Below are 18,962 nucleotides of genomic sequence, written 5' to 3' on the forward strand. Positions count from 1 at the left end.
ATTGGCGGCGGAATGCGGTGGGGTTGTTTCGGATGAGTATGAAGGCACGACGCTTGATTCCATTGTTCTGATGGCGGCTTCGGGTGTTGGTGTTGCGGTGCTGCCTGATCTTTATGCTCGCAGACAGGGGATCTACCGCGACGAAGTGCGCTTGCGACCGTTGTCCATCGCCAATGCAAATCGCGATATCGCCCTGTTGGCGCGCCGTTCCGAGACCCCGCCGCCGGGTCAGAATGTGCTGACCGACAGCCTGCGCTCTTCCGCCCGGTCCATGGGGCTGTCGGTGATCGACCCATAAAAAAGGCCCGCACTTTCACATGCGGGCCAAAGGTTGGTCTTCAGGGAGAAATTACCAGTCCATCGGACCCTTCTCGTGGAAGGAATCGACGAGGAAATCGATGAAGGCCCGCACTTTGGGTTGCGTAAAGCGGCCCGGCGGGTAGACGGCGTAAACGCCTTGAACTTCGTCGGGCAGGGACGGCATTGCATCGACGACCAGCCCAGCCTTCAGCGCTTCGGCGTAAAGATAGCTGGGCAGATAGGCGATACCCAGGCCGGAAACCGCCGCGTTCAACAGGGATTGGCCATCATTGACACTCAACCACCCGGCAGTGCGAACCTGACGTTTTTCGCCGGATGGCGCGGTCAGTTTCCAGACATTGCCCGAGGATTGGCTGGAATAATGCAGCAGCTTGTGTTCGTTCAGATCATCGATCTTCTGTGGCCTACCGAATCTTTCGACGTAACTGGGCGCGGCGACCATGCGTTTGACCGTCTCGGTCAGTTTGCGGGCCCGCAACGTGCTGTCTTCCAGCTCACCAATGCGCACGGCCACGTCAAATCCTTCGGAAATCAGCTCGACATAGCGGTTGTTCAAAACCATGTTCACGGTGATGTCGGGGTAGGCTGCAAGGAACTCGGACAGAACAGGCGACAGGTGATTTACGCCGAAATCCGTGGCAACGCTGATGCGCAAAAGGCCAGACGGGGCCGATTGCATAGACGTGACCAGTGAATCCGCTTCACCGGCATCATTCAACACGCGTCGCGCACGGTCATAATAGGCCAGCCCGATTTCTGTTGGTGACACCCGGCGCGTGGTGCGGTTCAACAGCCGCGCTCCCAGACGCGCCTCGAGGCTTGATACGTGTTTGGACACGGCTGATTTGGAGATGCCCATCTTTTTGGCCGCATCGGTGAAGCCACCCTGGTCCACCACATTGGCGAAGGCTTCCATTTCGGTCAGTCGGTCCATACTCGTTCCCCAGATCTTGATTTCCGTCCTGACTATGGCGCTGAATCTGGGCGGAAACGGGGCAGACATGGGATAATATCAGGGATTTGAATCGGATCGTTTGCGTATGAGAAACGCAGAAACAGTGGTTTCCAAACCTGCCTCAGGCATTGTGATGCTGTGTTTTTCAGGCAATCGCGCTAAGGTATCAAATTGAGAATGGCATTTTTGTGACCAGGGAGGAGATCATGAAACCCTTTTTCGCCATTGCTGCGCTTTGCCTTTCGGTGGGCTTTGCAAATGCCGGAGGAGAGACCCCGTCGAATCCTGATGCAAAGGTCTATTTCGTCAACCTGTCGGATGGCGACACCGTGAAATCACCGGTCACGGTTGTCTTTGGCCTCAGCGGCATGGGCGTCGCGCCCGCAGGTACCGAGAAAGAAAACACCGGGCACCACCACCTGTTGCTTGATCGTCCCCCGCTGGGCGCGGGCGAGGATGGCGCGGATGAGCTGGCAAATGGTCTGCCTGCCGACGATCATCACATGCACTTCGGAGGCGGTCAGACCGAGGTAACACTGGATCTGTCGCCGGGCAAACACACCCTGCAATTGGTTCTGGGCGATGCCGGGCATGTGCCGCATTCACCGCCGGTCGTGTCCGAGGTGATTTCGATCACCGTGGAATAGCCGCAGGTTGTTGAAACCGTCCGTTCGGTTCATGTGATGGACAGGCATTTACATTTTCGGCGCACTTGGTGAATCTGCCTGCATTTGCAGGGGGTAATCATGTCGCTGGAATTCTTCATCACATCATTGATTGTTGTTCTGCTGCCGGGCACCGGCGTCATCTATACTTTGGCTGTCGGTCTTGGGCGCGGGTTTCGCGCAAGTCTTGCCGCCGCCTTCGGATGCACACTTGGGATCGTTCCGGCGGCCTTGGCCAGCATCATCGGACTTGCAGCCTTGCTTCACACCAGTGCCGTCGCGTTTCAATTCATCAAATATCTTGGCGTCTTGTACTTGTTCTACATGGCATGGGGTATCCTGAAGGACGGTGGTGCCATGGACGTCGCGGCGGAGAAATCCGCAAAAAGCGACTATAGAATTGCCGTGACAGGAACGCTGATCAACGTTTTGAACCCAAAGTTGTCGCTATTCTTCCTGGCCTTTCTGCCTCAATTCTTGCCAACGAATGCGGCAAACGCAGGAATGGAACTGGCCAAACTGGCTTTGGCCTTTATGGCCATGACATTTGTTGTTTTTGTCGGTTATGGCGCATGCGCTGCACTTGCGCGGGACTACGTGATCCGGCGCCCTGCTGTGATGGCGTGGATAAAGCGGTGTTTCGCAACCGCTTTTGGTGCCTTGGGTGCAAAACTCGCGCTGTCGGACTGAAGACACTCTGAACGAGTGGCTTCAGAACTCCGCTGCGAGGCGTGTGCCCTGATTGATCGCCCGCTTGGCGTCCAGTTCCGCGGCCACATCCGCGCCGCCGATCACATGCGGGGTGATCCCGCGTTCGATCAGCGCATCGGCCAGCGACCGCTCGGACAGCTGCCCGGCACACAGAACGATCGTGTCCGCCTTGATGACGGTCGGGTCGGCGCGCTCTTCTCCGAATGAGACATGCAGCCCCTCGTCGTCGATGCGCTCATAGTTCACGCCGCCCACGAAGTTGACGTCCTTCATCTTCAGCGTCGCGCGGTGAATCCAGCCGGTGGTCTTGCCCAGCCCCTTGCCATGCGCCTGTTTTTTGCGCTGCAACAAGGTGACCTGACGTGCGGGGGCGCTGGGTTGCGGCCCCTCGGGCGCCAATCCCGCACGGTGTTCAGCCGGATCCGTCACGCCCCATTCCTTCATCCACAGGGGCAGGTCGGTCGTGGCGCTGTGACCCTCTTCCAGCAGGAACTCGGAAACATCAAAGCCGATGCCACCGGCCCCGATCACGGCAGCAGACTTGCCAACCTCGGCCTTGCCGCGCAGCACGTCGATGTAATTCACCACATTGTCCCGATCCTGCCCCGGTATCTGCGGATCACGCGGGCTGACGCCGGTGGCGATGACCACCTCGTCAAAGCCGGTCAGGTCATCTGCGCCTACCTCGCGGTTCAGTTCGACGGTCACGCCCAGATCATCCATCATGGTGCGGTACCAGTCGACAAGACCCCAGAATTCTTCTTTCCCCGGCACCTGCTTGGCCATGTTCAGCTGCCCGCCGACCTCATCAGCGCGGTCGAACAGAGTAACATCGTGGCCGCGCTGGGCCGCGGTCATTGCGGTCGACAGACCGGCAGGGCCTGCGCCCACAATGGCAATAGATTTGCGCGTTTTGGCCGGTTCAATCACCAGCTCCGTCTCATGACAGGCGCGCGGGTTCACGAGGCAGGATGTCAGCTTGCCGCTGAACGTGTGGTCCAGACAGGCCTGATTGCAGGCAATGCAAGGTGCGATCTTTGCGGCCTCACCCGCAATCGCCTTGGCCACAAAATCCGCATCCGCCAGCATCGGGCGGGCCAGCGAGACCATGTCGGCACAACCGGTCGACAGAACCTCTTCGGCCACCTCGGGGGTGTTGATCCGGTTCGAGGTGATCACCGGTATCCCCACCTTGCCCATCAGCTTCTTGGTCACCCAGGCGAAGGCCGCGCGCGGCACGCTGGTGGCAATCGTGGGAATCCGCGCCTCGTGCCAGCCAATGCCGGTATTGATGATCGTGGCCCCGGCCTTTTCGATCTCCTGCGCCAGTTGCACCACCTCGTCATGGGTCGAGCCGTTGGGGACCAGATCGATCATCGACAGCCGGTAGATGATGATGAAATCGGTGCCCACCGCCTCGCGCGTACGGCGCACAACTTCGATCGGCAGACGCATCCGGTTCTCATAAGACCCGCCCCAGCGGTCGGTGCGCTTGTTGGTATGGGTTACAAGGAACTGGTTCAGGAAGTACCCTTCCGACCCCATGATCTCGACCCCGTCATAACCCGCCTTTTGCGCCAGTACGGCGGCGTTGACGATATCGCTGATCTGCTTCTCGATACCCTCTTCATCCAGCTCAGTGGGCGGGAACGGAGAGATCGGCGATTTCACCGGGCTGGGCGCCACGCATTTCGGCCCGTAAGCATAGCGCCCCGCATGCAGGATCTGCATTGCGATCTTGCCGCCCGCTTCATGTACGCGCTGCGTCACGATGGAATGGTGCGCCACGTCCTTGTCGCTCACCATCATCGAAGCCCCCGGCAGGACCGAGCCTTCAAGGTTCGGACCAATCCCGCCCGTCACCATCAGGGCCACGCCGCCCCGCGCCCGATCCGCATAGAACTCGGCCACCCGGTTCCAGTCGCCGGTCTCCTCAAGCCCCGTATGCATCGAGCCCATCAGCACGCGGTTTTTCAACGTGGTAAAGCCCAGATCCAGCGGGGCCAGCATATTCGGGTACGCAGTCATGGCGGAACTCTCCCTCCTGAATTTGCGTGATAGATTGACGTTCGCGTAAACTTTGTCACGCGAAACCCCACGTCACCCTCTTTGCTGTTGCGCCGGTGGTTGCTAGAGGTGGGCGGAACAACACAATGAGGCCGCGCATGACCCCCGAAGAAATCGCCAAACTGCCCTATCGCCCCTGCGTCGGGCTGATGCTGATGAATGCCGAGGGCAAGATTTTCGTGGGCCAGCGCAATGACCGCCATGCGGACGCCTGGCAAATGCCGCAGGGCGGTGTGGACAAGGGCGAAGATCCCCGCGACGCAGCCCTGCGCGAGCTGTGGGAAGAAACCGGGGTCACGGCTGATCTGGTCGAAGTCATCGCCGAAACCGAGGGCTGGCTGCCCTATGACCTGCCCCATGACATCGTGCCCCACATTTGGAAAGGTCGCTATCGCGGGCAGGAACAGAAATGGTTCCTGCTGCGCTTCACCGGCGCCGACGATCAGATCAACATCGAAACCGACCACCCGGAGTTCACCCGCTGGAAATGGCAAGAGCCCGACCGGCTGATCGCGGAAATCGTGCCCTTCAAGCGCGATGTGTATGAGCGTGTGGTCGAGGCTTTTTCCGACTATCTAAACGAACTCTGATTGCTTGGGTTGCGTTTCAGATTGATTCGCTAGGCGGGACAAAGCTACCATTCGACCAAATGATTTCGATACCCGCTTGCTAGTGCCATTGCCTGTTGCCAACAATCGACTAACGGGCGGGATCACTCTGACATTGCCCTAACAACAGACCAAACCTTCGACGTCAGGCGCATTGCGTGCGCGGGTAGACACCAAAACTGATATCCTCTGAGTCATTCGGGTTGCTTAGCGGGACACGTTGGCATCTGCTGGCTTTATGAGGCAGCGACCAGTGCGAGTCGTGCCCAACACATGTTTTGAAAGATACGCACGTCATGGATCTGGGTTTAAAAGAGAAAAACGTACTCATCACCGGTGGAACAAGAGGGATCGGGCGGTGCTGCGCTGAGACTTTTGCAGCCGAAGGTGCAAACATCGCAATCTGCGCGCGCCATCCGGACGAGGTGGAAGAAACCGTTGCTGCATTGAAAAGCGAAAACGTCAAGGTACTTGGCAAAGTGCTTGACGTTTCCAACAAGGCGGCCCTGGGGGAGTTCGTGACATCAACGGCCAAAGCATTCGGCGGACTCGACATCATCGTAGCCAGTGCATCCGCGCTCGCCATGACAGACGACGAGGAAGCCTGGCGCATCAGCTATGAGACTGATCTCATGCATACTGTCAGGCTGGTCAACGCGGCGATGCCTTGGCTGGAGCGTTCCGACAACGCGTCGATTACTGCTATTGCCAGCGTGTCCGGTCGCGAGACCGATGCCAGCGGTCCGGCCTACGCGGCGTTCAAGGCTGCGCTTGTCAATTACATGCATGGCTTGGCTGTCAAACTTGCGGACAAAAATATCCGTGCCAATTCCGTCTCACCGGGCAACACCTATTTCGAAGGTGGAATCTGGCAAAAGGTCGAGACGGAAATGCCGGACGTTTTCGCCAATGCTCTTTCTCTCAATCCGACTGGCAGGATGGCGAGGCCGGAGGAGATTGCGCGCGGTGTGGCGTTTCTTGCGAGCCCTGCTTCGTCCTTCACATCTGGGACAAACCTTATCATTGACGGGGCGCTGACGCGCGGAGTGCAGCTTTGACACACTGAAACGTTCTCAGTTGCGCGCTAACAGGTGCGCGTTTGCGCGCTAAATTAATTAGACAGTGTTGTAATTTCAGAAAGACCATTTTCTTAGTAGCATCCGCAGATTGGTGAATGCACAACTAAGCAGTGCAGACGGGTCCGCAAATGTGGGCATTCTCGCCAGGCGCAGTATCCGGCAAAAAGGGCTCAAAGCAGCCCTTCCTCCCGCAGCAATTCCAGCATATCCGCCTCGGGTCTCGGGCCGATATGGCTGATGACCTCGCGGGCGCAGACATTGCCGATGCGGGCGCAGGTCTCGTAATCGCGGCCGGTTGCCATGCCAAACAGGAACCCGGCGGCAAACTGGTCGCCCGCACCTGTTGCATCAACGGGGACGACCTTCTCGACCGGTACGTCAATGCGAGTGTCGCCGTTCATAACTGTCACCCCGTCACCCGAACGGGTGCAGACCACAAGCGGGCAAATCGCCGATGTGCGCCGCAGCGCCTCTTCTAGGTCGTCGGTCTCGAACAGGGATTTGATCTCGGCCTCGTTGCCGATCACGAAATCCAGCTCGTTTTCAATCAGCAGCAGGAAATCCACCCGATGCCGTTCCACACAGAACGGATCGGAAATGGCAATCCCGGCCTTGCCGCCACCTTTGTGACAGGCACGTGCGGCCTCAAGGAATGCCGCCTTGCCCTTCTCTTTGTCGAACAGATACCCCTCAAGGAACATGATCTGGCTGTTTCCAGCGACCCCATCCGAAACGTCCTGAGACGACAGTTCCGAGGAAATGCCCAGATAGGTGTTCATTGACCGCTCACCATCTGGCGAGACAAAGATCATCGAGCGTGACGTCGGCAATTCGCCACCCGGAACAGGCGGGTTCACGAAATCGACGCCATCTTCGTTCATCGCATCTGCGTAGAACCGGCCCAGAGCATCATCGTGAACCCGGCCGATAAACGCTGCATCCAGCCCAAGCGCGCCTGCGCCCGCAATCGTATTGGCCACCGAGCCACCCGGCGTTTGAACTCGGCTTTCCATCGAGGCGTACAGCACCTCGCCGCGTTCCTGTTCGATCAACTGCATGATGCCTTTTTCGATGCCCATCAGCTCCAGAAAGCTGTCATCGGCTTGGGAAATCACGTCCACGACGGCATTTCCGATGCCGGTCAGTTGATAAGTCTTCATAGGGTTTTGTCCTCGAATTGGCAGAGATCACGGATGATGCAGGTCGGGCATTGCGGCTTGCGCGCCTTGCAGTGGTACCGGCCATGCAGGATCAGCCAGTGATGCGCATGAAGTTGAAAGTCAGCGGGAATATTGTCTTCGATGGCGCGTTCGACCGCGTCCACATCCTTGCCCGGGCAAATGCCTGTGCGGTTTCCGACGCGAAAGATATGGGTGTCCACCGCCTGCGCCGGTTGCCGCCACCACATGTTCAGAACCACGTTGGCCGTCTTGCGGCCCACACCCGGAAGGGATTGCAGGGCAGCCCGGGAATTGGGAACCTCGCCGCCATATTCGTCAACCAGGATACGGCTGAGCTTGATGACGTTCTTGGCCTTCTGGCGGAACAAGCCAATGGTCTTGATATGCTCGATCAGGCCTTCCTCGCCCAGATCCAGCATCTTTTGCGGCGTGTCGGCGATCTTGAACAGGTCGCGCGTAGCCTTGTTGACCCCCGCATCGGTTGCCTGCGCCGACAGCGCCACGGCCACGACCAGCGTGTAGACATTCACGTGCTCAAGCTCACCCTTGGGTTCGGGGTCGGCTTCCTGAAAGCGCGTAAAGATCTCGCGGATCGTATGATAGTCGAGTTGCTTTGCCATCCGGGCCTTAATGCCGCCCGAGGGGCCGCGACACAAGCCCAAAGCCAATGCGCAAGTTCCGGGTCGCGGCAGCGTGTCGCGCGCGCTATGGTTCGTGTCAGACAATGAGGTGCAACCATGAACGTCCAGACCCCAGAAAGCGGCTATCATTACAACGTCATGCGCCGGGCAATCGAGTTGATCGATCAGGGCGGCGAAGGCCTGAGCCTTGATGAGTTGGCCCGCCAGATGGATATGAGCCCGGCCCATTTCCAGCGTTTGTTCTCGCGTTGGACCGGAGTGTCGCCGAAACGGTATCAACAATACCTGACGCTGGGCCATGCGAAGGCATTGTTGCGTGAACGGTTCACGACATTGGAAACGGCACACAATGTGGGCCTGTCCGGCAGCGGACGTCTGCATGACCTGTTCCTGAAGTGGGAATCCATGAGCCCCGGCGAATATGCCCGCAAGGGCGAAGGTCTGACGATCTATTGGGGGTGGTTCGAATGCCCCTTTGGCCCTGCGCTGGTCATGGGCACCGACAAGGGCATCTGCGGCATGGCCTTCGGCGCCGAAACTGGCGAAGAGGCCGCGATGGAAGACATGATCTCGCGCTGGCCCAAGGCGACGTTTGTCGAAGACCCTATGCGTCTGCGTCCTTGGGCGCTGAGTGCTTTTGGCGCTGCCAGCGACCGGTTGGAGCCGACACCGGTTTTCCTGATCGGATCACCTTTGCAAATCAAGGTGTGGGAAGCGCTGATGCATATCCCGTCCGGGCAGGTTACGACCTATTCCGAGATCGCCCAGCGAGTCGGCTCGCCGCAGGCCGTTCGCGCCGTGGGAACGGCAGTTGGCCGCAACCCGGTCAGTTGGTTGATCCCCTGCCATCGGGCATTGCGCAAATCAGGTGGTCTGGGAGGTTATCACTGGGGCTTGCCGGTCAAGCGTGCCATGCTGGCCTATGAGGCGGCGCAGGCGGACGCCTGATTGACACTCGACCCGGCCGCTGCCAAAAGGCACCTCAGGTTCGGGTCCCCTGCCGCTCGCGGCCATTGGCTTTGGTGAAACCCGGTTTGAAAAGCATCTGTTGCCCTTTCCCGGCGCGCGGATGGAAATGCGAGCACCATCCTGACTTCGCGCCCGTTCAAGGAAACGAGGCACATGATGACACGATCCCGAACCGTTGCTCCGGTTGAAGAGCTGAAAGCGCAGGCGAAACGCCTGCGGGAAGAATTGAAAACGAAGGGCGTTTCGCTGTCGCATAGCGCGGCATTGGAACTGCTGGCCCATCAGCATGGCGTTCGAGACTGGAACACCTTGCACGCAATGGCTGGAAACCGGATGCATCTGCGCGTGGGTGATCGGGTCGAAGGGCGCTATCTGGGTCAGGCGTTCACAGCCGAAATTCGCGGTATGACCATGCTTGGCGATGGCGCGCGTCGCCGAGTGACCCTGCATTTCGATACGCCGGTAGATGTGGTGCGCTTTGACAGCTTTTCTGCCTTTCGGCAACGCGTCACCGGAGAGATTGGATGGGACGGTCGATCGCAGCGCTGCACGTCCGATGGCGTACCCCAGCTTGTGGTGCGGCCCGTATGATGGGTTACGGGCGGGGCCAATCGCGTTGCCCCGCCCAATCTGTCTGCTTTGCAGGTAAGTTACTCTGCCGCCCAGCCACCGACAGCTTTGACCTCGAGAAAGTCCTCAAGCCCGAAGATGCCGCCTTCACGCCCGTTGCCGGATTGCTTCATGCCGCCGAACGGTGAACCCGCGCTGCGCGACTGTCCGTTCATTTCAACCATGCCCGACCGCAGCGCCCGCGCCATGCGATTGGCACGCGCGCCGTCCTGCGTCTGAACATAGTTGGTCAGGCCATAGGGTGTATCATTGGCGATTTCGACAGCCTCTTCTTCGGTGTCGAAGGGGATCATGGTCAGAACCGGGCCAAAGATTTCTTCGCGGGCGATGGTCATCTGGTTGTTTGCATCGGCAAAGACCGTGGGGCGGACATAGTAGCCCTTGTTCAGCCCCTCTGGCCGTCCGGTGCCGCCTGCGACCAGCCGCGCCCCCTCATCGATGCCCTTCTGGATCAGGTCCTGAATCTTGGTCCACTGAACTTCATTCACCACCGGGCCGATATGGCGGCCTTCCTCTGTGGCAGGGCCAACCTTGACAGTGTTTGCAACCTCGGCCGCGGTTTCCACAGCCTTGTCATAGACCGGGCGTTGCACCAGCATCCGGCTGGGGGCGTTGCAGCTCTGGCCGGTGTTTTGCATCATGTGCAGCACCCCACGCTTGACCGCCTTCTCGTCCGCGTCCTCAAAGATGACGTTGGCCCCTTTGCCTCCAAGCTCCAGATGTACTTTCTTGAGGGTATCGGCCGCATTTTTGGAAATCGCGGTGCCTGCGCGGGTCGAGCCGGTGAAGCTGACCATGTCCACATCCGGATGGCCTGAAAGTTGCGAACCAACACCCGCGCCGTCGCCGTTGACCAGATTGAATACACCGGGCGGGAAGCCTGCCTCGTCCATCATCTCGGCAAAGATCATCGCGTTCAGCGGGCTTTGTTCCGACGGTTTCAGCACCATCGTGCAGCCAGCAATCGCAGCAGCACCCACCTTGAGCGTGATCTGGTTCATCGGCCAGTTCCATGGCGTGATCAAAGCGGCAACGCCAACCGCCTCGTAAATGATGCGATCATTCGGCGCATGATCCCCCAGCGGGCGTTCAAATTCGAACGCCCTGGCGGCGCGGATGAAGTTCTTCAGGTGATAGATGCCGGCACCCGCCTGCGCCGAACGCGCCAGATCGATCGGGGCGCCCATTTCCAGCGACATCGCCTGCGCCAGATCCTCTGCCCGGGTTGCATAGAGTTCGACCAGTTTTTCCACCAGTGCGATGCGTGTTTCCACTGGCGTGGCCATCCAGCCCGGCAGGGCGGCCTTGGCGGCGGCAACCGCTGCATCCGTGTCGGCCTGCCCACCCAACGAGATTACGGCGCAGGGGTCTTCGGTCGAAGGGTTGATGACCTCGAAGTCATTGGGCTGCGACGGGGCCACCCAATGACCATTAATGTAGAAATCCCGCTTTTCGATCATCCTGAACCCTCCTGAAGGTCTGCCTGAAGCCGACTGTTCCGGGCCACTCTGTCACCCATGCACAGGCTGAGCAATAGTGAATTTGATCAAATTATTTTCTGGCAATGCCCACGAAATCCGTATCTCCAAGCGCGATGGACGGTTTAACCTGTGCACAAAGTGATTAGGTTCCAAACGACCGATTCAGGTTTTTCACAGAGAAGGAGATGCCCCATGGGTTTGCGTATCAACGACACCGTTCCGAATTTCACTGCAGAAACGGATGAGGGCACCATTCAGTTTCACGACTGGATTGGCGACAGCTGGGCCATTTTGTTCTCGCACCCAAAGGATTTCACACCTGTTTGCACGACCGAGTTTTCGGCCGTTGCGCAGCTGAATGACGAATGGGCCGCGCGCAACACCAAAGTGATCGGCGTTTCGGTCGATGGTGTCGAAGACCACAAGAAGTGGAAGAAGGACATCGAGGAATACGGCAAGGCCAAACCCGGCTTTCCGATCATCGCCGATGACGGTCTGGCTGTGTCCAAGGCTTTCGACATGCTGCCCGCCGAAGCATATCTGCCCGATGGCCGAACACCGGCTGACAGTGCCACGGTGCGTTCGGTCTTTATCATCGGCCCGGATAAGCAGCTGAAGCTGTCGATGACCTACCCGATGACCGTGGGCCGGAACTTTGCCGAAATTCTGCGCGCGCTAGACGGGTTGCAGATGTCGGCCAAGGGCGTTGCGACGCCTGCCAACTGGGTGCCGGGCGAAGACGTGATCATCCCGCCAACCGTGTCGAACGAAGACGCCAAGGCCAAGTTTGGCGAGTTCGAAACGATCTTCCCCTATCTGCGCAAGACCAAAGCGCCGTCGTAAGCCGGTTGCAGGGTCAGGGGGGCTGTCTGCCCCCCATCGTGCCCGCAGGCACGATTCCCCCCGAGGATATTTGGGGCCAGATGAAGCAGGCGGTTGTTGCTGGCCGGGCGACCACCGGGATATCCAGCGCATGCTGCATTTTTCGGGGTTTTCCGGGTGCCCCCGCGCCTGAGGCGCGAGGGCAAAAAGGGGCAGGAAACCGGAGAGAAACCTGACACCCGAAGCAATCAGAAATTATAGCGAAGTCCGAAATTGACGCTGAAAGTATCCAGATCGTCCTCTACGTTGCCGGTCAAAGCTCCGTTGGGGGCCAGGCGCTGCGACGAGACGTCAAAGGCGCGGGCATAGCGGGCGTCGATGGTAAAGGCGGTTGACGGGTTGATGTCGTATGCCACACCGGCGATCAGCTGGGCGGCAAAGGTGGTGTCGGTGTCGTCCAGCGCCACACCGGGCCCGTAAGAAAAATCCAGATCCGAATAGGTGGCACCCAGACCAAACCCGGCATAGGGCGTCAGCACGCCGGCCTGTTTGAAATCGAACAGCACATTGGCAAATAACGAGGTCTGCGTGACATCGCCCGAGATATTGCCCTCGGGCCCCGGACCATTTCCGGTAAAGTTCACACCATCCACGTCACTGTCGCGATAAGACAGTTCCAGTTCGATCCGCGTTCCGATGATGTCGTTGGACCATTGCGGGATTTCCTTACCTATCGCGAGGCCCAGTCCGAAACCTGCGTCGAAATCGGTATCGACCGATTGTGTTGTACCACCGATCGTCCCGGTGAAATCGCTGTCCTGTAGCTGGCTGTAGCCGATGAAGCCGTGAACATAGGTGCCGTCGTCCAGGCTCTGCGCGGCAAGCGCCGTTGCGCTGATCGCCAGAGCCGAAGAGGTGAGAATGAGGCGCGTGAACATAACCATCTCCAGTGTTCCAAAATCCGCATGCCATGGATGTGGACGAGGCAGGCCCAAAAGGAAAGGCGCCGGGCCTTCACTTCGTTTCACAGGTTTTTAGGAATGTGTGAGTGAATAGGCACGAGGTTCCGCCACTGTTTCAGGGCACATCCCTGACCAACGGTTCTGACAGGAGTTCGTCGACAAAAAAACTGAGCAGCTGCAATCTGCTGGAAACGCCCGCCTTTCGATAGACCGCGGCGCTTTGGGCCTTGATCGTCCCTTCTTTCGTCTGTCGCAGTTCGGCGATTTCCGCGATGGAAAGACCCTTGATCGTCAGCATGGCAACGTCACGCTCAGCCTCACTGAGCTGCCACTCGCTGAACTGGGTTTCGATGACCTGGGCGAAAGCCCCTTGCGCCACTTGCAGTTGCCGCTGCATGTCGCGCACCCGTCTGGACTGGGAACGGATCAGGGCGATCGTGGCGCTCAGGCCGCCGACAAGCGCCAGCGACAGAAACAGTTCGAACGAATGAAGGTGACGAAATCCCGCGCCGTCGCCGCCCGTCCAATCCAGCAGCGCATCCGTCATGAAAAAGGCGGCGCAGAGGGCCTGCACCACCAGAAGGAGCCAGAGCAAAGACGTTTGAGGTACTTTCATGTGGCCCCTTGGACGTTGCAGGTTCAGTCGTCGTCCTCTTCGAGCTCGATGGCCGTTACCACCCCGTCCGTGTCAGACAGAACCAGTTCAGTTTCCACGCCATCGTTGATGAGTTCAACCTCGATCTTCCCGCCTTCGAACTCGATCTCTTCGATCTGGTACCCCTGGGCTTCAAGGGCTGCGCGAATATCGGCCTCGCTTGTGCCCAGCTTGTCGCCCAGTCCGACATTGGCCAAAGCAAGAACTGGTGCGGTTGCGATCAATCCCGTCAGTGTCAGCAGTTTCAAGGTTTCCATATCGCATCTCCTTTTTGCGTTGTGGCGATGCAGTGGAACTGGGGATGGCAGAGGCGCCCTGCGATTGGTTTTTGGTTGAAACAGGGCAAATGGAACCAAGGTTTAGGCCATTTGCAGCCGTTTGCGCGCGTCAGGTTCAGATTGCAATCAAGTTGTGATAGTTTGTTTTGGGAAACATACAGGCATGTGACCAACGATGTCGGGCTTTCTGACTGTCCTGAACAGGAGAAAACCATGGCTTTTACAGATTGGTACGTCGAGGGGGAAAGCTTCGGAAACTGCAACTGCGGCTATGCCTGCCCCTGCCAGTTCGAGGAATTGCCGACGCATGGCGATTGCCGCGGCTTCGAGGTGCTTGAAATATCCACCGGATATTTTGGCGAAACGGATCTGAGTGGAACCAAGGCTGCGTTGATCTATGCATGGCCCGGGCCAATATTCGAGGGTGGCGGCGAAATGCAGGTGATCGTCGACCCCGCGGCCTCACCGGCGCAGCGCGATGCGCTGGAAAAAGTCTTTCACGGCGAAGAAACCGAAGAGATGGCGACGCATTGGTACGTGTTCAGGGCAATGTGCGAGACGGTTCATGACACGCTTTACCTGCCGATCGAATTCGAGATGGACCTCGAAGAGCGCACGGCCAGCGTTACCGTAGGTGATGTTCTGCAATCCACCGGACAGCCGATTCAGGCCCCGCATGGCGGCGGCGCGCATCGGGTGCGCATCGATATTCCCGGCGGGATCGAGTTTTCCATTGCCGAGATTGGCAGCGCCTCGACCCGCTCTGACGCCGCGATCAAGCTGGACCTGAAGGACAGCTATGGCCAGTGGCACTTTCTGAAACACGGGCCCGGCGGTGTTGCCCACTGATCGGCCCCCCTGTCAGGCGGCGCGCGCAGGTGCGTTCAGGACGGGCGTCCAGCAGGGCAACGTCAGATCCGCCTTCAGCACCCGAACCTCAAAGGGTTTCAGCACCGGCAACGCAGTTGATCCATAGCCACCGGCACCGCAAGCCAGATCCGGGAACAGGGTGAACAGTTCGCGCCGTGTGGCAGGTGCCATCGCGCCCAGTGTCGTGTCGCCGGGATAGAAGGACTCGGACCAGATTCCTTCGACACTCACCAACTCATGCTGATCAAAGAGGATATGAATGTACTCTACCCCTTGCGCCGGCAGCTCCTGAACGATGGTGTGCCCATTGATCAGCCCCTTTGCGGGGGCCAGCATCGCCGCTTCGCAATGCATCAGCTCCATCATGGTCGAGGTCACGGCAATCCGATGCTGTGGGGAAATGACGAGATCGCGGCTTGGGCTGTTCGGTCCGAAACAGCCCGCCTTGATTCGTACTGGGGACAGGTGTGTGTTTCGCCGCAACTCAGCCGCGGACAACCGACGCTTGCCGATCCAGCGGACCGGGCGGGCATGGCCGCCGGCGGTGATGACCGGGTCGCCGGGCTCCAACGCCTCGACCCGGCGCAGCCCCGTCAGTGTCTGGATCAGAGATCCTGTGGTAAAACACACGAAAGAAGGCAAAGTATTATACGCGGATGGCGGCGCGGTGCCGGCAAAGCCGGTGTCGGAAACCGTGTCATTCAGTTCGGCCTGACCCGAAGTGACTATGATGTAACGCGGGTTTGAAAACTGGATCAGGATGAACGTGACCGGCGCACCATCGACCGTGCCTGTGTAATTTTCGAAAGTACTGAAATTCTGGGTCGAGCCGGAAAAGCCGGGAAGAGACGAGAGGTCAAGTTGCGAGCTGCCATCCGGGTCGGGATCTTGCAGCAGGGCGTCATTATCCGTGACTTCGACCGAATACGCAGCAGTAATATCAACACTGCGGTTGCTGTACGGGTCTGCGCTGATTTCGAAAACGGTAATCGAGGCCACGGTCGAAAAGCATCCCGGAAAACGGGTTTATTTTCGTTAAAGTTGAGCCAAAACAACCAATAAGTGTTAATATTTGGTTTACACTTGCGATGAGAGTCAAAGTCCTTGGTCCGCGGTCGCCATCAATCAGGCTTCGCCAAAATCCACCAGTACCGGGGCTGTGTCATAGATAATCCGGACAGATCGGAACTGGAGTAAATCGTCGGTCAACTGGAACAGGTCCACGCATTCAATCGTTTCGGGGTGCCCATCCCTGATCCTGCGCGTATAGTTGAAATGCACGGCCATTTCGGTCGCATTGGTCGTGTCAGCGAAAGTGTTCTTGTGTTCGATGGACCGATCGCTCGTGATCTGCATCACATTTGAATAAAAATCCCGCGCGGGTTGCTTCCCCGAAATCGGCGAGGTTGCGGTTGCATTCTCTGCAAACAAAGCCTGCAATTCAGGCAGATCGCCGCTTTCGAGCGCCTTCAGGTATTGCCGCGCCAGTTCCTCAATCTGCTGCCTGTCCGACATCTTTTGTCCTCCTTCCGGGTGCGACGACAGGATACCACAAAAAAGGCCCCGGCGTTGTGCCGGGGCCTGCATTTGTCAGAGGGTGGGCAGATTACTCTGCGCTTTCCTCTTTCTTTTCTTTCTTCTCGGGAACGATCTCTTCGCCGGTTTCCTGATCGACCACTTTCATCGACAGGCGCACCTTGCCGCGGTCGTCAAAGCCCAGCAGCTTGACCTTCACTTCCTGACCTTCTTTCAGAACATCCGACGGATGGTTCAGGCGGCGGTTTTCGATCTGGGACACGTGGACCAGACCGTCGCGCTTGCCAAAGAAGTTCACGAAGGCACCGAAATCGACGATCTTGACCACCTTGCCGGTATAGACCTGACCTTCTTCCGGCTCGGCCACGATCGACCAGATCATGTCATAAGCCTTCTTGATCGATTCACCATCGGGAGAGGCGATCTTGATGACGCCGTCGTCGTTGATGTCGACCTTGGCACCCGAAACCTCGACGATCTCGCGGATGACCTTGCCGCCCGAACCGATCACTTCACGGATCTTGTCGGTCGGGATGTTCATGGTCTCGATGCGCGGGGCGTGGACCGAGAACTCGTTGGTCTCGGACAGGGCTTTGCCCATCTCGCCCAGAATGTGCATCCGGCCTTCCTTGGCCTGTGCCAGCGCGGTTTCCATGATCTGAGGCGTGATGCCCGCGACCTTGATGTCCATCTGAAGCGAGGTGATGCCGTTTGCAGTACCCGCAACCTTGAAGTCCATGTCGCCCAGGTGGTCTTCGTCACCCAGGATGTCGGTCAGAACAGCGTATTCGCCGTCATCTTCCAGGATCAGACCCATGGCCACACCGGCAACCGGTGCTTTCAGCGGAACACCCGCATCCATCATCGACAGCGAACCGCCGCAGACAGAAGCCATCGAGGACGAGCCGTTGGATTCAGTGATCTCGGACACCACGCGGATGGTGTAGGGGAAGTCGGTCGGCGCAGGCAGAACCGCCTGAAGTGCGCGCCATGCCAGCTTACCGTGACCGATTTCGCGACGGCCGGGCGAACCCACGCGGCCAACCTCACCCACCGAGTACGGAGGGAAGTTGTAATGCAGCAGGAAGTTCGATTTGAAGTTGCCGTGCAGCGCATCGATGAACTGCTCATCGTCGCCGGTGCCCAGCGTGGTCACGGCCAGCGCCTGAGTTTCACCGCGGGTGAACAGGGCAGAGCCGTGTGTGCGCGGCAACAACGAGGTTTCGGCTTCGATGGCACGCACATCGGTGGTCGAACGACCGTCGATGCGCTTGCCGCCCTTGACGACGTCACCGCGCAGAATACCGGCTTCCAGCTTTTTCATCGCGGAACCGAGGTTGCCGTCTTCCAGCTGCTCATCGGTCAGCGCCTCTTTGATCGCTTCGCGGGCTGCGGCAACAGCGGCTGTGCGCTCTTGCTTGTCGGTGATCGCGAAGGCGGCGCGCATCTGCTCTTCACCGGCGGCCTTAACGGCGGCATAAAGCTCGGAGTAATCCGGCGCCTGGAAGTCAAACGGCTCTTTCGCGGCTTCTTCCGCCAGCGAGATGATCAGGTCGATGACCGGTTGGATCTGCTCATGCGCAAAGTTCACCGCACCCAGCATTTCCGCTTCGGACAGTTCGTAAGCTTCCGATTCCACCATCATCACGGCGTCTTTGGTGCCGGCAACAACCAGGTCTAGACGCTGTTCGGGGTTCAGGCGCAGGTCCTGCATGTCGTCCACGGTCGGGTTCAGGACGTATTCGCCATCCACGAAACCAACGCGGGCACCGGCGATCGGGCCCATGAACGGTGCGCCGGAAATGGTCAGAGCAGCCGAAGCAGCAATCATCGCAACGATGTCGGGATCGTTGACCAGATCGTGGCTCAGCACGGTGCACATCACCAGCACTTCGTTTTTGAAACCGTCAACGAACAGCGGGCGGATCGGACGGTCGATCAGACGCGCGGTCAGCGTCTCTTTCTCGGTCGGGCGCGCTTCGCGCTTGAAGAAGCCACCCGGAACCTTACCGGCGGCATAATATTTCTCTTGGTAATGTACGGTCAGCGGGAAAAAGTCCTGACCGGGTTTTTGCGCCCGCGCAAAGGTCACGTTGGCCATGACGCTGGTTTCGCCCAGCGTGGCAATCACGCTGCCGTCCGCCTGACGGGCAACCTTGCCGGTTTCCAGTGTAAGCGTTTCCTCGCCCCACTGCATCGATTTCTTCGTTACATCAAACATATGCGTATCCTAGATGGGAGCACTCCCGCCCCTGCGGGTCTCCCGTTTTGCGTGGCGGCCCCATTGCCGCCGACCCCAATTTATCTTCCATTCGAGTGCCGGGGTCGGGGCACAACGTCTCAGATACCGGGCGCATACATGAGAATGCGTTGGAAGGAAAGCGAAACTGCATTGGATGGCCGTTTCATGCCGGGGCTGGCTTGTGCTGCCTCCGGGTGCAAAAGATTCAAGCCCGAACAACGATCAACTTATCAAGTCGCTGTTCGTTCTTCATGCCGGGGATCACGGAAACCCAGAACAATTCTGTAGC

20 protein-coding genes are annotated in these 18,962 nt (G+C 58.6%); 9 read left to right on the forward strand and 11 right to left on the reverse strand.

The genetic code is table 11. The features are described from left to right. Positions 1–298: LysR substrate-binding domain-containing protein (locus AC2FNN_RS15400; RefSeq protein ID WP_496759398.1), on the forward strand; the 298-nt coding region annotated here is incomplete at its 5' end. 51 nt (positions 299–349) lie between these two features. On the opposite strand, the gene AC2FNN_RS15405 is transcribed toward AC2FNN_RS15400, so the two are convergent. After that, on the reverse strand, positions 350–1,255 hold the full coding sequence (locus AC2FNN_RS15405; protein WP_117871765.1) for a LysR family transcriptional regulator: 906 nt from the start codon (positions 1,253–1,255) through the stop codon (positions 350–352). A 227-nt stretch (positions 1,256–1,482) separates the two neighbouring features. Here AC2FNN_RS15405 and AC2FNN_RS15410 point away from each other — a divergent pair, with 227 nt between their 5' ends. Next, the gene (locus AC2FNN_RS15410; RefSeq protein ID WP_496759399.1) at positions 1,483–1,923 is read left to right on the forward strand and encodes a DUF4399 domain-containing protein; all 441 of its coding nucleotides are present in this window, start codon (positions 1,483–1,485) and stop codon (positions 1,921–1,923) included. Positions 1,924–2,022: 99 nt separating this feature from the next. After that, positions 2,023–2,631 carry a LysE family translocator gene (locus tag AC2FNN_RS15415; protein ID WP_496759400.1) on the forward strand — a complete coding sequence of 203 codons (609 nt, stop codon included), beginning with the start codon at positions 2,023–2,025 and terminating at the stop codon, positions 2,629–2,631. Between the two features lie 21 nt (positions 2,632–2,652). Here the strand turns inward: AC2FNN_RS15415 and AC2FNN_RS15420 are convergent, their stop codons facing one another. Beyond that, positions 2,653–4,680, reverse strand: a complete 2,028-nt coding sequence (locus AC2FNN_RS15420; RefSeq protein WP_496759401.1) for an FAD-dependent oxidoreductase — start codon at positions 4,678–4,680, stop codon at positions 2,653–2,655. Positions 4,681–4,817: 137 nt separating this feature from the next. Between AC2FNN_RS15420 and AC2FNN_RS15425 the strand changes: the two genes are divergently transcribed. After that, positions 4,818–5,309: an RNA pyrophosphohydrolase gene (locus tag AC2FNN_RS15425; protein WP_496759402.1), complete on the forward strand. Its 492-nt coding sequence runs from the start codon at positions 4,818–4,820 to the stop codon at positions 5,307–5,309. Between the two features lie 314 nt (positions 5,310–5,623). After that, a complete protein-coding gene (locus tag AC2FNN_RS15430) occupies positions 5,624–6,385 on the forward strand; it encodes an SDR family NAD(P)-dependent oxidoreductase (protein ID WP_496759403.1) in 762 nt (253 codons plus the stop codon). Positions 6,386–6,576: 191 nt separating this feature from the next. Here AC2FNN_RS15430 and AC2FNN_RS15435 read toward each other — a convergent pair whose 3' ends face one another. Continuing rightward, on the reverse strand, positions 6,577–7,566 hold the full coding sequence (locus tag AC2FNN_RS15435) for an adenosine kinase (protein WP_496759404.1): 990 nt from the start codon (positions 7,564–7,566) through the stop codon (positions 6,577–6,579). Then, positions 7,563–8,207 carry an endonuclease III gene (gene nth / locus AC2FNN_RS15440; RefSeq protein WP_496759405.1) on the reverse strand — a complete coding sequence of 215 codons (645 nt, stop codon included), beginning with the start codon at positions 8,205–8,207 and terminating at the stop codon, positions 7,563–7,565. Before nth ends, AC2FNN_RS15435 begins: the two co-directional genes overlap by 4 nt. Positions 8,208–8,324: 117 nt before the next feature. Between nth and AC2FNN_RS15445 the strand changes: the two genes are divergently transcribed. Together AC2FNN_RS15445 and AC2FNN_RS15450 are read left to right on the forward strand one after the other, a co-directional pair. Beyond that, entirely contained in the window at positions 8,325–9,176 is an 852-nt protein-coding gene (locus AC2FNN_RS15445; RefSeq protein ID WP_257599509.1) for a methylated-DNA--[protein]-cysteine S-methyltransferase, read from the forward strand. Positions 9,177–9,353: 177 nt separating this feature from the next. Then, positions 9,354–9,788 (forward strand): glyoxalase superfamily protein, encoded by a 435-nt coding sequence (locus AC2FNN_RS15450; RefSeq protein WP_496759406.1) that lies wholly within the window; start codon positions 9,354–9,356, stop codon positions 9,786–9,788. 59 nt (positions 9,789–9,847) lie between these two features. Here AC2FNN_RS15450 and AC2FNN_RS15455 read toward each other — a convergent pair whose 3' ends face one another. Next, positions 9,848–11,287, reverse strand: coding sequence for an aldehyde dehydrogenase family protein (locus AC2FNN_RS15455; RefSeq protein ID WP_496759407.1), 1,440 nt, complete (start codon positions 11,285–11,287; stop codon positions 9,848–9,850). A 213-nt stretch (positions 11,288–11,500) separates the two neighbouring features. Here AC2FNN_RS15455 and AC2FNN_RS15460 point away from each other — a divergent pair, with 213 nt between their 5' ends. Continuing rightward, on the forward strand, positions 11,501–12,151 hold the full coding sequence (locus tag AC2FNN_RS15460) for a peroxiredoxin (RefSeq protein ID WP_496759408.1): 651 nt from the start codon (positions 11,501–11,503) through the stop codon (positions 12,149–12,151). A 227-nt stretch (positions 12,152–12,378) separates the two neighbouring features. Here AC2FNN_RS15460 and AC2FNN_RS15465 read toward each other — a convergent pair whose 3' ends face one another. The 3 genes from AC2FNN_RS15465 to AC2FNN_RS15475 all read right to left on the reverse strand — a co-directional run bounded on the left by AC2FNN_RS15465 (position 12,379) and on the right by AC2FNN_RS15475 (position 14,004). After that, a complete protein-coding gene (locus AC2FNN_RS15465) occupies positions 12,379–13,068 on the reverse strand; it encodes an outer membrane protein (RefSeq protein WP_496759409.1) in 690 nt (229 codons plus the stop codon). A 139-nt stretch (positions 13,069–13,207) separates the two neighbouring features. Then, positions 13,208–13,708 carry a helix-turn-helix transcriptional regulator gene (locus AC2FNN_RS15470; protein WP_496759410.1) on the reverse strand — a complete coding sequence of 167 codons (501 nt, stop codon included), beginning with the start codon at positions 13,706–13,708 and terminating at the stop codon, positions 13,208–13,210. Between the two features lie 23 nt (positions 13,709–13,731). After that, complete coding sequence (locus tag AC2FNN_RS15475) at positions 13,732–14,004, reverse strand: PepSY domain-containing protein (RefSeq protein WP_496759411.1); 273 nt, start codon at positions 14,002–14,004, stop codon at positions 13,732–13,734. 234 nt (positions 14,005–14,238) lie between these two features. On the opposite strand from AC2FNN_RS15475, the gene AC2FNN_RS15480 reads away from it, so the two are divergent. Beyond that, positions 14,239–14,874, forward strand: a complete 636-nt coding sequence (locus AC2FNN_RS15480; RefSeq protein ID WP_496759412.1) for a DUF1326 domain-containing protein — start codon at positions 14,239–14,241, stop codon at positions 14,872–14,874. Positions 14,875–14,886: 12 nt separating this feature from the next. Here the strand turns inward: AC2FNN_RS15480 and AC2FNN_RS15485 are convergent, their stop codons facing one another. From AC2FNN_RS15485 to pnp, 3 genes are all read right to left on the reverse strand, one after another. Next, positions 14,887–15,894, reverse strand: coding sequence for a Hint domain-containing protein (locus AC2FNN_RS15485; RefSeq protein WP_496759413.1), 1,008 nt, complete (start codon positions 15,892–15,894; stop codon positions 14,887–14,889). A 126-nt stretch (positions 15,895–16,020) separates the two neighbouring features. Beyond that, positions 16,021–16,410, reverse strand: a complete 390-nt coding sequence (locus tag AC2FNN_RS15490) for a nuclear transport factor 2 family protein (protein WP_496759414.1) — start codon at positions 16,408–16,410, stop codon at positions 16,021–16,023. Positions 16,411–16,501: 91 nt separating this feature from the next. Next, positions 16,502–18,652, reverse strand: a complete 2,151-nt coding sequence (pnp, locus tag AC2FNN_RS15495) for a polyribonucleotide nucleotidyltransferase (protein ID WP_496759415.1) — start codon at positions 18,650–18,652, stop codon at positions 16,502–16,504. Positions 18,653–18,962: the final 310 nt, after the last annotated feature.

It is taken from the genome of Ruegeria sp. BHSA118, from assembly GCF_059613405.1.